The organism is Nostoc sp. UIC 10890, from assembly GCF_054786515.1.
In genome coordinates this window covers 1-13,624 of the sequence record NZ_JBSGKF010000021.1, presented here as the reverse complement: position 1 = coordinate 13,624, position 13,624 = coordinate 1, and the positions used below count along the sequence as shown (strand labels likewise).

Here is a 13,624-nt window from a genome sequence, read left to right as displayed (position 1 = left end):
GGCAGTTTCACCCACCTACACCCACCAAATATCCGCCTATTCTTCTGTGTCTACTTCTGGGGGTGCTTCATCAAAACCCGCTACGGGTGGGGGTAATTCTTTTCCTGAGAGAAGAATTTGAAAGCATTCATCCTCTGAAATGCCGTGTTTTTTGGCTGTGTAGGCGAGTAATTCTTTGAATTCTTGTGTTCTTCTTCTTATATAGAAGGCTGTCACAGAGGCTAGATTTGCCCTTACTGAACGCCCTAAAAGCTTTGAAGCGACTATAAACCAGTCTCTATCAAAATCCCCTAATTCAATTGAACCGACATTTAATTTAGGCATTTTATTAATATCCTTTTTCCCTATGATACACCAGTTTAACACGGGTAATATACAGCACCCAAACACCTTTTTGATTCACCGATGTTAAACGGGTGTATAACGGGTATATTAAAGAAGTGAGCCGAACAGGTATCAATCATGTTTTATTCAAGACTTAATCAGGTAGTAATCAAGAGCTAACCAAGAATTAAACCGTTATGCATCTTGTGAATATCTAGATTATTTCAATGCTCGAATCATGGTTAACTCTTGATTAACTCATACTGACAATCAACTGTATCTAAAATGAACATTCTTGAACTACGAGTTACTGATACAAATTACGAGCCAGAATTTACAAAAGCCCAAGTAGCTGAACAGTTAAAGTGTTCGCCAATTACTGTAGCTAGATACATTAAATTTGGCGCTGACTATATACCCGAATTAATGAAGTACATCGACAAAGAAGGCAACTTAAACGGAACTAGAATTTTATCTTCTGATATCGTCTTTTTGGAGGAAATTCAAGACCTTAAGAAGAGTTTTAGCTTGAACAGAGTTGAGCAAATTTTAAACCGTAAGTATCAACAAATTACCGAATAGGAGTTACCAAAATGCTTGTACGTTCTTACGCTGTTAAAAACCAATTATCTGTTGATGATGTTCTAGAAGCTTTAACCCAGTGCAGGGGTCAAGATTGGGAAGTTACAACAAAATTAAGTAAATCTCAAATAAACTTTCTAAACCAGACTTTTGGTAATTCCCAACCACAGCTACCCCAGGCGAAAGAGACATTACAACTACCAGTGAGTAAATCCAGTGGTGGACTCACTGAAGACTCACAACTTTATAAAACAAAGTCTTCGGAAAAACTAGCGGCGTCAGATAAGAGTGAACTTACTTTAAAATCTGCCCAAGTCCAAGTTAGAGCAATTCGCAAAAAGCGCATCACTGAAACAGCACAGATTGAGGCGATTCAAGACTATCAAACCTTTCAAGATACCTACGAAGAAACCACACGCGAGTTAGTTGTTAATGAAGTTTTCAACCATTTGGAGTCCCAGTCAAAAATCCGTGAGGAGTTCAGGTCGGCTCAGATGTTGAGAGCGCAGAAAAAAGTCCAGCAACAACAGGCTTCGGATGATGTCACCACCCAATTATTAGACCTGTGGGAAAGTGATTCTTGCGATTTTCTGAATGACGTTCTTAAAAATATCTAGAGGTTTTAATCATGGTTGCACGTTCAAGAAAAGGTGGTCTAACTGGTTCAAAGAGAGTTGCTGATAATTCACCGGGAGCGAGGGCAAAAGCAGTCGTAGATGCGGCTAAGGAAACATTGGGGAGTGTTTCTCAGATTGCCTCCAAAGCGGTTGATGTAGGGGCATCCATCGGCAAAGCTGCTAATGATGTCTCTCAGATGGTTAAGCCTGGAGGATATCAAAAGGGTTTTCAATCCTCCTCACTGAATCATAAATCTGATGTCCACGGGGGCTTAAGCTTTCCAGCCCAAGATTTCTCAGGGATGATTCCCAGTGATTTGCTTAATCCTCAAATCGAATTACAAGCCACAGAACAACAACTGACTAGTGGATTGCAGACTTATTCAGGAGGCGTTCGCGCACAAAAATTACTGCAAGCTGGCTTTAAATACATTGAGGAAATCGGTAAGACAGCACAGCAGTATCACAAAGCTGAGACATCTGTGATTAAGGCAGCAACACAGGGCATCAAAACCCAATCGGAAATTGTCAATTTCGATATCACCAATGTAGAACTTGATATCAACCGAGAAAAGCTGACACAGACTGATGAAAAGTTGGTACAGTCTCGCATCACCACAACTCATCTAAAAAATGAGACTGAGCAATTACGCCAATATTACGAAGCAACAGAGCGCAAGAAACAAGCTCAAATTCAAACGCTAGATGCTCAAACACAAGACATCATCCAGAAATATTTATCTAATTCATTGGAGGGTTAAACAATGCTTAATTTATTGATGACTTTGACTCTTGCAACAACTCAACCTAACTATGATTTTTACAAAACTGGCGGGGGTATGCTTGCGGGAGCTTTGGGGGCTTCATTGATACTTTCATCGGTGGGAAATAGCAAAGCCGATAAACTTAAAACTGAGTTGGAGAGAACATCAGACCAACTCAAAAAAGCCCAAGAAACAGGCAGAATACTATCCAAGAAAATGAGCCAAGCTGAGAAAGATAGAGATATTGCAAAGCAACTCGCTATTGATTTACGCGATAAGCACATAACAGAATCGGTCAGAGACGGGATTGCTAATTTAGACAAAAATCACGAACTTGAAAAAACCATTGAAAGGTTACGCGCTCAACTTCGTACAGTCAGCACATCTTCTACTAGTTCCGCCCATCAAATAGTAGAGGAAACTTATAAAAAATCTATTCAAAAAACTCAATGCTTAATCAGTGGTTGGATTAGTAATTACCCAGACCTAACCGAGTTCTTTGAAAATCTAGAATCAGACCTTGATAAAATCAAATCTTGGGCATCAAAAGAGCTTGAAGCCTACGGAACTATCAACACTGTAGATGAGTTGATAAACGTTGGTCTAGGTTTTCAAGAGAGAATCATTAACAAATCGGCTGATTTACGCATTAAAGGTTACTCAACCATTATCAAGTATTCACAAGAACAGCTTGATGATGCAGTCCCTTTTAGTGAGTACCAAGTATCTATAGAAGACCTTTCTAGTAAAGCGGCTGAGGAAATACGTGCTAAACAATTGGAGGTACAACACTTAGCTAAATCCTGGGTAGCGGCTAATCAAGGGCACATTGCAAGATATGAAACCGAGTTTACTGAAACCTTGGAGCAGGGCAAGTATTTAGTGGATCGCAACCAAGAGTTACTCGCCCAGATTGACCAACTGAAAAGACCACTTACATGGTCATCGGCTACTCGCCAAGATTTACAAATAGGCAATATCATAATTGCGTACTTTGAATCCAAGGGCATAATCCTAGACCGTGCGAAGGCTGATTTTGACCATTGGCAATCTACCCTTAGTTTCCACTGCGATCGCAATGGTAGAACCCTAACCCCAGGTGAACTAGAGCCAGAAGGGGAGAGATTACAACAGCTTACTCATACACTCTCACCTATAAAATTTAGTTGGGATGCCGAGGAAGGACTGATGGTTGCCTGGTTGCATTTAGCTAAGAAACCAGTAAAAGCGATCGCTGAAACCGACATTAACAAAATCTGGAAAACGGCTGATAAATTCCCTGAAATTGTTGGTAAGTGGTCAAGGGTGCGAATCACTGGAGGAAGTGAAAGCGGAAAATCACCGACTGCTGAGAATTTAGCCGTGTGTATTCTTCAGGCTAGAGGGGGTGATGTAACCCTCTACAATCCGCAATTCAACTCAAGAAAAAATTACTGGACTCTCCCCACAGTAGGGCACACTCACGAGGATTCAGTGCAGGGAATCGCTGAATTAGCCCAATCGGTCAATGGTTCAAACTTTGAAAAATTTACTCTAACTTTGTTTGATGAAATCGATTCATCAATGGTCAGTGTTGAAAAGAAAGAGCAATCTGTTATAGGTCAAAACATTTCAACAATTATCAAACAGATTTCCCACAAAGGAGGTGGGGTGATTTTCGTTGGTCAAAATGCCAATGCTTCTAAATATCCTGGGATGGATAGAAGCGATTGGAACTCTGCAATCAATGTTCACATCGGTTCAAATGCCTATGATGCCCTCACCAATACAAACCAACTAACCAAACCAGAGCAAGATAGACTGAAGCAACAAGCTGATAAATTGACTGAATATTGTGATGATAAAAACCGTGAATTAGGACTAGAGAAAACAAATCCAGAAGCTTATAGATTTGCTTTAGTTATTGGGGATGGAAAACCTTACTTCATAGAGCTTCCAGCTTTTGGTAAATACCCTTATTCTCTGATTTCTGAGGCTCTAAAATGCCCTAATTGCGAATCATTGAATCACATTTCTAATGGTTCGGGTAAAAGAAAATGCAAGGATTGTAACCATGTTTTTAAGGCATGATTCAACCTAGAAACTACTTACATTTTTATACATGAGATAATGTAAGTAGTTCCTGATTGCTTTTCAATTCAAATAATTCTTTCCCTCTAAAAATATGAACTCTCTACCCGTTTTCTCTCTTGAAGAAGGTACATTTTTAATCTGTGCAATTAATGGGGTTGATTGCACTCCAGCAACTCTCAGAGCAAACATTTATTGTGAAGCTGAGTATTCAGAAGCTCCTAAAGGATTACTAGAAAAAATTGCTTCCCTCTCACCAACTCAAGTACAGGAATTACACATCATGCTTTACAAATTCTGGGATGTTGATTATTACATTCCAAGCACTGAACACCGATTGAAGGAAATAGGATTGATAAAAAATGACGGTGAACTCAAGCTACAGAATCAGACCTTTTAAATGGTACGACATCGAGATGGGTGATTCCAGTGAAGCCAAACAAAAACAGAAGGAAGAACGACAAAAAAAGGAAATCGCAAAACGACGAAAAGCTAGAAAATCTAAGTAAATTTTACTGCCACTGTAAAAGGTGGCAATTATCGTATCTGCAAGTGGAATCCACAGTACATAAGTAGTACACTTTATTTTTGTGATGTCTGCATTAAGTAAGACTTTATGATATCATTAAGTTATGCAGTAAAGAGGTAGTAGTCATGGGTAAAAAGATGGGTCGCCCTATAATCCCTGAAGAAGATAAATTAACTGAAGCTTTCTATTTTCGCCTAAGAGCTTCCGAAGCTCAAATGATTAGAGAACTAGCCGAAAAGGAAGGTAAACCACCTACAGAGGTAATTAGAGAATACTTTTTCGCAGGTCTTCAAGCTTCGATTCGCTAGCTTCCCGGTAGTGAAATTCAGATAAACAAAAACCTTAGAGACGGCAATCTCTAAGGTTCTAATCAAATCCCTGTTAAGGACAGGAAACGAAAAATAAAATGATTTGTAATTCAATAATACCTAAAACCCTTGAAACAAACAAGGGGATGGCTGAAGATTTTTTAAATCAAATAGCTGGTGTTAATTCTAATTATACCTTTTGTTGCCTATATTCTGAAAAAAAAGACGGGAAACCTTTTCTTCATTTCAACGGGACTCTTGAGAAGTATTTTTCAGTCCTAGAGCAAAAAAATCGAGAAGGATACAGTATCTACATCCGCCCTCAACTAATGAAACGGGATGGGACAACCGACAAAGATGTAGAAAAGATTTTAACCCTTTTTATTGACTGGGATAAACCAGAAGAGACTATGAGAGATTTCCACCTAAAACCTACTTTTAGCGTGGAAACCTCACCTAACAAATTTCACCATTACTGGGTTCTCTCCGATACTTGCCAAGTTGAAGCCTTTAAGCCTAATGTCGGTAGATTAATTAAATACTACGGTGCTGATCCTAATTGCTGTAACCCTTCCCGCCTCATGCGTCTACCTGGATTTTTTAACACAAAAGCTGAACCCGTTCTATCTAAATTCATACCAGGAACCGGGGAAAAGTATAAGTTTTCAGATGTAAACCTGCCTATACTTAATGACAATCCTTTAGGTATTGTTGCGGAAGAAACTAGAGTTAATCAAAATACTGATGAAATTACGGAAATAACCCCGGAATATATAGCCCAAGTAAGAAGAATTTCAGACGAAACAATAAGGAATTTAGAATTTGTAGAGCGTGGGAATCGTCATACTTACGTAAGAGACAAATCAAAATGGTTAGGTCATATCTTAACCCCTCTTTCATTGGTAGAAGTTTACAAGGCTAAATTTCACGCTACCGTTACCAAACTAGAAAACAAACAAATCTGGGATAAAAGAGAAAGCACACACACTACGATTGATTCTGGTTTTGATTTAGGATCGAAGGAACCTAAAGTTATAAAGTCAGTGAAAGCTAACAAATACAAGTTTATGAGGGGGAAAATCACAGACTGGCTCAGGGATTTCGGAAAAGTTGAATGGAATGAAATGTCTTTAAGTCTAGAACTGAATAGACAACCTACAAACGCAAATACCTTAAGAGCCAGGTTTTTAGCTTCTGAGGGTGCGCCAGATTGCCCTAAAGAGACTTTCACCGACATCATTGTAGATATAGCCAAAGAAAACTCTTATCACCCCGTTCAAGAGTATTTATACAGTGTCGGGAAGTCAGAGAACCCTGAAGAAGTTTTTGAAAAGCTCTACAAGATTATGGGGCTGAAAGTACCTATTCAAAAGGTGTACATTAGAAAATGGCTTATAGGTGCAGTAGCAAGGGCATTATCCCCAGGTTGCAAAGTTGATAACGTTCTAATTCTCCAATCTCTTTCTCAGGGAATGTGCAAAACCTCTTTCTTTGAGGAGCTTTTTAGAGAATTTTTTCAGACACAAGGGGAACACGGTAAAGAAGCTGATTCCCTGCTAGCTCTAAAATCGGCTTGGTGTTCAGAATTTGGGGAAATAGAGACAACTTTTGACCGAGTATCCGTAGGTAGATTGAAAGGTTTCTTGACTAAAAGAGTTGATAAGTTCCGCGCTCCTTATGCCCCCGCTACCGAAACCTTCCCTAGAGACTTTATCCTATGTGGGACGACCAACGAAGAAACATTCCTGGTAGATAAGACAGGTAATCGCCGCTACTGGATTGTCAGGATTGACGATGTAATTAATCTCTCAGAAATACGAAAAATGAGGGATGCGATATGGTCAGCAGCTTTTACCGTATGCACCGAAGCAATTGAAAAGAGAGGTGATTGGAACACTGAAAAGCATGATTATATTTGGTGGCTGACGCCTGAAGAAGAGGAAATTTCTAGGATTGATACAGCTAAATCTGAGTGTGTAGAACCCTTTGAAGATGAAATTATGAATCTTATGGAAGGGAATGAAGAACTACACAGAGGTAAGGAATTTTGGACTACCTCTGAGATTATAAAAGCTTTGGAGTTACCTAAGACTTTCACAGCTAACCGTATCACTAACGTTTTGAAAAAATTTGGTATGGTTGCCCCGAAATTCGCCACTATAAAAAACGGGGCGAGAGGAAGATATTGGAGATACGATTCATACTGGGATGCAAAAAAAGCTGAGGCAGACAAAATTAAACCTGAAAATGATCAGCCTCAAGCAAGAGTAAACCAAGCTCCAAAACCAGAGGATGACTACCTAACACCTTTAGAAATCATCCAAAAATATTGGTCATCACCTAAACTTGGTGAAAAAATCTACTTAATGGGATTGCCTGATAGGGAAGAACTTAAGAAGAATTTCACCCCCCAACAGTTAGAACATTTTCAGAAATCTTTAGACACTTTTGCTTTGAGTCCTGAAAAGGCTGTAGCAGGTTTCTAAATTTCAGTCCCGCCCCGGTAGCGAAAATTGAACCATCAAATAATTAAGAGGAGAGAAGATTTACCAAAATTCAGAAGCAACCGAATCAGAGTTGCTTTTGAATTTTCTCAACCCTTCACCAAGGAAATAAAGAGACATACTTGCACTCTTTACCTTGATAGAATTCCCATAGCTGTACATACTTGGTGGGAAGGTCAGTTACTACCTGAAATTCTTGATATTGCCCCCCCAACTCCAGAAGATATGTATCGGAATTGGTTACAGAATTCTGATTGGAACATCAATATAGACGACTATTTTTAGTATAAGTTTAACTTATGAGTTGACCCCTTTTACCTAGTATTTACATATCAGATATCTTTCTACCCGGTATTGACATATCGGGTATATTCGTTTATATTAGGTATATACCAGACGGGGGAAACGAAATGAGTCCACTAACAAAGACTGTGCAACTCAATCAACTAGCTCAAGAAACAATCTTAAATATTCAAAATCTCATTGAACAGAAAGCGGGAATTCAAGCTTATCAAAATGTTGTTGAAGCAACTTTCAAAGCTGTAGCTGAGGTTGATGCCAGCGCTTCAATGACCAAAAAAGAATTCATTGCCCCCTTAATGAAGGAACTCAATGAGTTAACCGAAGCTTCACCCCAGGTAGCACATATTGACGGGTACAAAAGAGAGTTTCAATTGTTTGTTGGGGTGAAGTTATTCATCGATAAAAAAGCAGAATTAGGTCTTAATTCAAAACCAAATATTGAAGCTTGGGACACTTTTAAAAAGTCAGTGTTAACCCCTAGTGAAGCTGTAGAACCCGCAAAAGTGGAAGAAGTAGCGGAAGTCAAAGAAACTAACAAAAACACTGCTAGACCTGCTACAGCCCCACAAGTTACTCGAATTGATTTCACTAAATACATTGAAATTGCAGAAGAACTTCTAAATGGTGATTCCTGGGAAAAAATAGCTGTAGGTCTGAGTATGGCAACCTATAGGCGTGATGTGGAAGTTGGGATGGATATGGAGTTTATCGAAGATGAATTTGATTATGCTGTTGTAGTTTCATCCCCAGCGAAAAAGAGAGAAGAAACTGATAAATACTACAGAATACCTACACTAGTTCGAGGAACTTTAGTTATTGATGCTGTAGAGCGCTTAAGAAAGTTACTACCTCAAGATTCTACAGCCCAAACAAAACGAGATTTAGAAGGTAGAAAAGCAGGTAACATAGCTTGGAATAACTCAGAAAATAAAGCAGTAACTAAAGTTTTCAATGAAATAGTTAGACCTTTTCTTAAAGGGAATAACTCAAAAGATAATAAACACCAATTAAGAAACATCGGAACTAGTTTCTTAATTCAACTTCAGAGAAATGTTAACGGCTCCTTTGTTGGGGATGATAAAGATTATTTGGAATTTGCAAGACGTTGCTTGATTCACGAATTTGAAGATACTACCAGGGGTTATGCATCATGGAATATTGAAAACATCCCACCACATCTTAATGAGATTTTGACCTATTCCATAGGCGAAATAGAAACTACACAAATCAAAGAACAACAACCACAGGAGATTAACGACATGGCAACTATTTATTCTGCAATCATTGGTAACTTAGCTGATAATCCTGAAGCAATTGAACTAGCTCAAAAAGTATTTTTAGATGAAAGTGGGAAACTCAAAAAAGGGGATGAGTTAGCTTTAGCTTTAGGTCGAGTATTTAAAAAAGCAGTAGGGAATACAATAGACGACGGGATAATAATTAAAACAAAAGAGAACCCTAGGTCATCAGAGGCTTGGACTCGATTAGCTCGATTAGTCAGTGTCATGATGGACTACAATACGCACTCGGAATTAAAGTATAAAATAGAGATAGCAGCATCACCTATTAGAAGCTTTTATGAGGTGATGTTTGAGAGAACAGTTAACATTAATGATGTGAATAACTTCCTAGCAGCTAATGAAAGCTTGCTAGTCAAAATAGACGAACACAACAAAACTCAAGGGATACCCCCCGGAAATAATCTGAAGTGGAGAAAAGAAAAACAAAGTGTAGTTATCCCCACTTTTAAAACTTATATCAAATAATTAATAGGGGCTTAAAGCCCCACTAAAAATATGAGATGTGATTGCATAATTTGTAGAAGAGAGAAAATAGGTTTAGTTGAAGAACTAATTCTACAAGGTCAAAATTTTAACCAAATATTGAAAGAAGTTAGAAAACACCACAGAATTAGCGAAGGAGTTCTCGAAAAACATCTAAAAGCTTTCGGGCAGCTCGATTTAATCCCTGAAAAGAAACTAACCCCAACATCCCAAACAAACGCGAGTAAACAATTTGATTTCAACTCGGTAAATTTTGAAGAATACAGCTTTGATGAGAATAATCCCGAAAATGTAATCGAGTATTTCCAGAAAGCTCTATTATTCATGTATGGTAGGCAATTGCAAATAGTCGCTTCAATTCAGGAGAGAGTTTATTTAGGGTTTGATGAGGATGACTATCAGAGTAATTCAGAATGGCTAAAACTCGAAAAAATTGAAGGGATGCTACACCGAATCTACCCCATACATATTTTTGCTAATCAAAGAATTGCTTTAGATGTCGTTTCAAGAATGGGATATCAAATTACACTACCCGGAGACAATATAAATGTTATTCCAATTGAAACCGACTCCTAAACAGCAATTGGCTACCGGGAAGCTAACGAAATCAAATCAAATAATCATCCCCGAAAAATGGGAAGATTTCGCTAGGATGACTGATATTACATCAGGGGGTCAAGTAAAGAAGTTTGACCCTTACCCTTACCAGATAAAAATAGCTGAACTGATGAGGGATTATAACTGCCTATTTATCAAAAGTAGACAATTAGGACTAACTGAAAGCATTCTCTCTGTGATGCTTCATAAAGCGGTTACAAATCCTGGTTATAATGCCTTGGTGTTTTCAAAAACTCAGGTTGACTCAAGCAATATTGCTATGAGAGCCAAGAGAGCTTTAGAGAGTGCCAATATAAAACTCAATACGGATAACTTGAGGGATTTACAGGTTAGAGATGGGGGTCGGTTAAGGTTTCTGAACTCAAAGCCCGAAAGCTCTCGGAGCGCTGAGAGTGTTTCTGATATTTTTTATGATGAATGCTCCTTTGTACCCGATTTGCAACTCATCAGAGATGCGGCAACGCCTACCCAATCGATGTTGGGTGATGTTGCCAGGGAATACTTTTGCTCGACCCCTAACGGTAGCGTAGGAGGTCAACTCTACTATGACCTGGCTAGCTCTGGAAACCCTAGCAAACTAGAGGATATCTGCAAAGCGATCGTAGCTGGTGAGCTACCAAGTTTCTACCATTTCATAGATGCTAATGGATGGGCAAAAATTTTCATACATTGGGAATCCCACCCAATCTATGCAAGTCGAGAGAATTTTCTAGAAGATATACACAATAAAAAACGGGTTCCTTGGGAGACGATTCAAAGAGAATATAATCTTGATTTCAGTTCGGCTGAGGCTCAATACTTTAATCCATTGGATTTATTAGCTTGCCAGAAAGAAGGAATTAAAGAAAAGGCAGCTACCGAAGGGTGTGTATATATTGGGGGACTCGACACTCAAAACGGGGGAAATGATTATTGCGTTCTTTCAATTTGGAAAGTGAAAAACGGAACTTTTACAAAAGTGGCAGGTTATAGACGGAATAAGGGCACAATGGAAGAACACTTAGCCTATATTATTAAATGGCTACAGCGATTTCCTGGCTTAATTTTAGGGGTAGAATTAAATAGTAGTGGGGTACTATATTTTGAGCAATTAAAACGACACTTCCCGTTTTTAAAAATGTTTGGTGTTAATGTCAACGGAAGTAACAAAGGGGAATTAGTTGGAAGAATCAAATACCACATTGAATCGGCTAAAATCCACTGGGAACCTAAAGACTCGTTCCAAATGGATGCAGAATCTTTTAGGCAAATGGGGGTACAATACGAAGCCCAACTAGGGAAGAATGATGATGAAATATCAGCTTGTGCTGTGATGTTAGAAGTAGCCCAACTACAAGGATTTGTAGGGGGAATTTAATTAATGTTGATAAAACACGATAAAAAGCTTTGTGGAATCTTTTATTATCGACCTCAGACGATAGTAGTTGAATGCTCGTTTTTTGGGAATTACGAAAAGCGAGAAAGGGACTTTAAGATTGCCGGGGCTAAGGTTAAAGAATCTGAAATAGTTCTTACTGGGGAACGGTATTTAAAAGTTGAAAGTATCCGAGAATGTGTTAATTGGACTTGTGATAAAGTTCAGCAAGATATTAGACAATCGGATAACAGTATTTACTTTATAAATGATTCTCCCTACTTGAAAGCCGCACTCAGCAAAGAATCGATGAATTATTATTTTCCTCCAATGTATGCCGGGGGAATAAGTTTATCTGTTCCTGCTAAGGTTCACTTTGTAGAGCTTTCCTCTTTCAAAGAAGAGGGACAAAGATTCAGTGAAAAAGAAGAATTAAACGATATTTTAGAGGAATTAATATTAAATAAAAAGATAATTATCAATTCAAAAAGTCAATTTCAATTAAGCGAGTTGAATCATGTGAATTCTTTAATGATGCTTGTAAAAGCACTTTTACCGTATTTCATAATGGAAGAAATTAGCTATAATTAAAGAAGTTGCGTAGAACAATTGAGACAAACATTATGAGTAATTTTATAGAGAAAGAAAAAAGTCGTTTGGTTTCCTTGCTTGAGGATAGTTTTGGCATTCTTAAGCAAATTGCTAATTATACGGCAAGCAACATTTCTGATATCGTGCAACTCACCCATGAACAGAAAGAAATGCGAAATTTTGCAACGGGGTTGCAGACCGCAATACAATATTTAATGGCGGATATCAAAAAAGACCAAGGTCTTTTATGGCGATTAGATAGGGCTGTAGAAAATTTTTATACGCAAAATGATGCGAATAGGGTAGCTATTCAAGATTTAGTAGAAATCAGTAAAAACAACACTAAAGCAATCGAAGATATACTCAAAATTTTTGCTTTAAAAGCTGAGATGGAAGCGGGTCAAATCCGATTGATGAATTCTCCTTTTATGGAAGCGGTAAATACTTCTGACATCGATTTAAGCGGGATTGACGCAGACATTGAAGAATTAGAAGATGAACTATAAAAAGTTATGGCTGATGAAAAGTCACTAACATTAATTGAAGAGAACGAATTCCTCAAAAGAAAGGTAGAAGCTTACCGCGACGATCTTTCAACAATTCAGATAAAGCTTGAACTTATTGATTCAATTATGGAAGAAATATGTTCAAGAGAAGTCATCAACCTTTTGAAAATACAAGCAGAGATAAACATCCTTAGAAACCTCCTATTCACGGTTAACCCCCACATCAATCAGGAAAATCAATCAGGAAAATGACTCAAGAAGAGATTGACGCCCTACTCGCTGAAAATGCCAGATTAGCTGAAGAAAACGAACGATTCAGACCGAACCCCTCTCTGCTGGAACAGCACAAAGAGCGCAAAAGCTGGCGTGAAATTAAAGAAAGTGCCCGCATTCAATACCGAGACCGAAAAGAAGCCGAGAGGAGGAAAAAGGAAAGTGCGACAATTCCTTTTCAGATTGATATATTAAAGAAAAATGGTAGGCTTTACCGACTCTCTGAGTCAGAACTCAGTCAATTAGGGATTGAAAAAGATAAAGACGGAAAATTGATGAGAAACGGTAAAGAAGTTTAAAGTTTACGCAACTAAATACGAAGTACACACAAGGGAATCACTTAAAAAATGATTCCCTTTTTTTCACACCAAGAAGGTAACAAATGGCTACTAAAAATCATGTAATTTCAATTGATTTACGTCTTGGACAAAACGACTTTAACAGACAGGTTCGAGGGTTCCAATCTGAAATTAAAAGTATGTTCAGTCCTTCAGCTT

The 13,624-nt window shown here is 38.2% G+C and carries 16 protein-coding genes; 15 read left to right on the top strand and 1 reads right to left on the bottom strand.

Annotated features, from left to right (window positions below; genetic code table 11):
- Positions 1 to 36: 36 nt before the first annotated feature.
- Positions 37 to 324 carry a hypothetical protein gene (locus ACWATR_RS37180; RefSeq protein WP_460344497.1) on the bottom strand — a complete coding sequence of 96 codons (288 nt, stop codon included), beginning with the start codon at positions 322 to 324 and terminating at the stop codon, positions 37 to 39.
- A 285-nt stretch (positions 325 to 609) separates the two neighbouring features.
- Between ACWATR_RS37180 and ACWATR_RS37175 the strand changes: the two genes are divergently transcribed.
- From ACWATR_RS37175 to ACWATR_RS37105, 15 genes are all read left to right on the top strand, one after another.
- Complete coding sequence (locus tag ACWATR_RS37175) at positions 610 to 906, top strand: hypothetical protein (RefSeq protein WP_460344494.1); 297 nt, start codon at positions 610 to 612, stop codon at positions 904 to 906.
- Between the two features lie 11 nt (positions 907 to 917).
- On the top strand, positions 918 to 1,523 hold the full coding sequence (locus ACWATR_RS37170) for a hypothetical protein (protein ID WP_460344491.1): 606 nt from the start codon (positions 918 to 920) through the stop codon (positions 1,521 to 1,523).
- Positions 1,524 to 1,534: 11 nt separating this feature from the next.
- On the top strand, positions 1,535 to 2,284 hold the full coding sequence (locus tag ACWATR_RS37165) for a hypothetical protein (protein WP_460344488.1): 750 nt from the start codon (positions 1,535 to 1,537) through the stop codon (positions 2,282 to 2,284).
- Between the two features lie 3 nt (positions 2,285 to 2,287).
- Positions 2,288 to 4,357, top strand: a complete 2,070-nt coding sequence (locus ACWATR_RS37160) for a hypothetical protein (RefSeq protein WP_460344485.1) — start codon at positions 2,288 to 2,290, stop codon at positions 4,355 to 4,357.
- A gap of 94 nt (positions 4,358 to 4,451) precedes the next feature.
- Positions 4,452 to 4,757: a hypothetical protein gene (locus ACWATR_RS37155; RefSeq protein ID WP_460344482.1), complete on the top strand. Its 306-nt coding sequence runs from the start codon at positions 4,452 to 4,454 to the stop codon at positions 4,755 to 4,757.
- Positions 4,758 to 5,011: 254 nt separating this feature from the next.
- Positions 5,012 to 5,194 (top strand): hypothetical protein, encoded by a 183-nt coding sequence (locus tag ACWATR_RS37150; protein ID WP_460344479.1) that lies wholly within the window; start codon positions 5,012 to 5,014, stop codon positions 5,192 to 5,194.
- Positions 5,195 to 5,292: 98 nt separating this feature from the next.
- Positions 5,293 to 7,680: a VapE domain-containing protein gene (locus tag ACWATR_RS37145; protein ID WP_460344476.1), complete on the top strand. Its 2,388-nt coding sequence runs from the start codon at positions 5,293 to 5,295 to the stop codon at positions 7,678 to 7,680.
- Positions 7,681 to 7,707: 27 nt separating this feature from the next.
- A complete protein-coding gene (locus tag ACWATR_RS37140) occupies positions 7,708 to 7,983 on the top strand; it encodes a hypothetical protein (protein ID WP_460344473.1) in 276 nt (91 codons plus the stop codon).
- Between the two features lie 125 nt (positions 7,984 to 8,108).
- The gene (locus tag ACWATR_RS37135) at positions 8,109 to 9,767 is read left to right on the top strand and encodes a protelomerase family protein (protein ID WP_460344470.1); all 1,659 of its coding nucleotides are present in this window, start codon (positions 8,109 to 8,111) and stop codon (positions 9,765 to 9,767) included.
- Positions 9,768 to 9,884: 117 nt separating this feature from the next.
- Positions 9,885 to 10,361, top strand: coding sequence for a hypothetical protein (locus ACWATR_RS37130; protein ID WP_460344467.1), 477 nt, complete (start codon positions 9,885 to 9,887; stop codon positions 10,359 to 10,361).
- Positions 10,333 to 11,760, top strand: coding sequence for a phage terminase large subunit family protein (locus ACWATR_RS37125; protein ID WP_460344464.1), 1,428 nt, complete (start codon positions 10,333 to 10,335; stop codon positions 11,758 to 11,760). Before ACWATR_RS37130 ends, ACWATR_RS37125 begins: the two co-directional genes overlap by 29 nt.
- A 3-nt stretch (positions 11,761 to 11,763) precedes the next feature.
- On the top strand, positions 11,764 to 12,348 hold the full coding sequence (locus ACWATR_RS37120) for a hypothetical protein (protein WP_460344461.1): 585 nt from the start codon (positions 11,764 to 11,766) through the stop codon (positions 12,346 to 12,348).
- A gap of 32 nt (positions 12,349 to 12,380) precedes the next feature.
- Positions 12,381 to 12,854: a hypothetical protein gene (locus tag ACWATR_RS37115; protein ID WP_460344458.1), complete on the top strand. Its 474-nt coding sequence runs from the start codon at positions 12,381 to 12,383 to the stop codon at positions 12,852 to 12,854.
- Between the two features lie 6 nt (positions 12,855 to 12,860).
- The gene (locus ACWATR_RS37110) at positions 12,861 to 13,106 is read left to right on the top strand and encodes a hypothetical protein (protein WP_460344455.1); all 246 of its coding nucleotides are present in this window, start codon (positions 12,861 to 12,863) and stop codon (positions 13,104 to 13,106) included.
- Positions 13,103 to 13,426 carry a hypothetical protein gene (locus ACWATR_RS37105; RefSeq protein ID WP_460344452.1) on the top strand — a complete coding sequence of 108 codons (324 nt, stop codon included), beginning with the start codon at positions 13,103 to 13,105 and terminating at the stop codon, positions 13,424 to 13,426. Before ACWATR_RS37110 ends, ACWATR_RS37105 begins: the two co-directional genes overlap by 4 nt.
- Positions 13,427 to 13,624 lie beyond the last annotated feature (198 nt).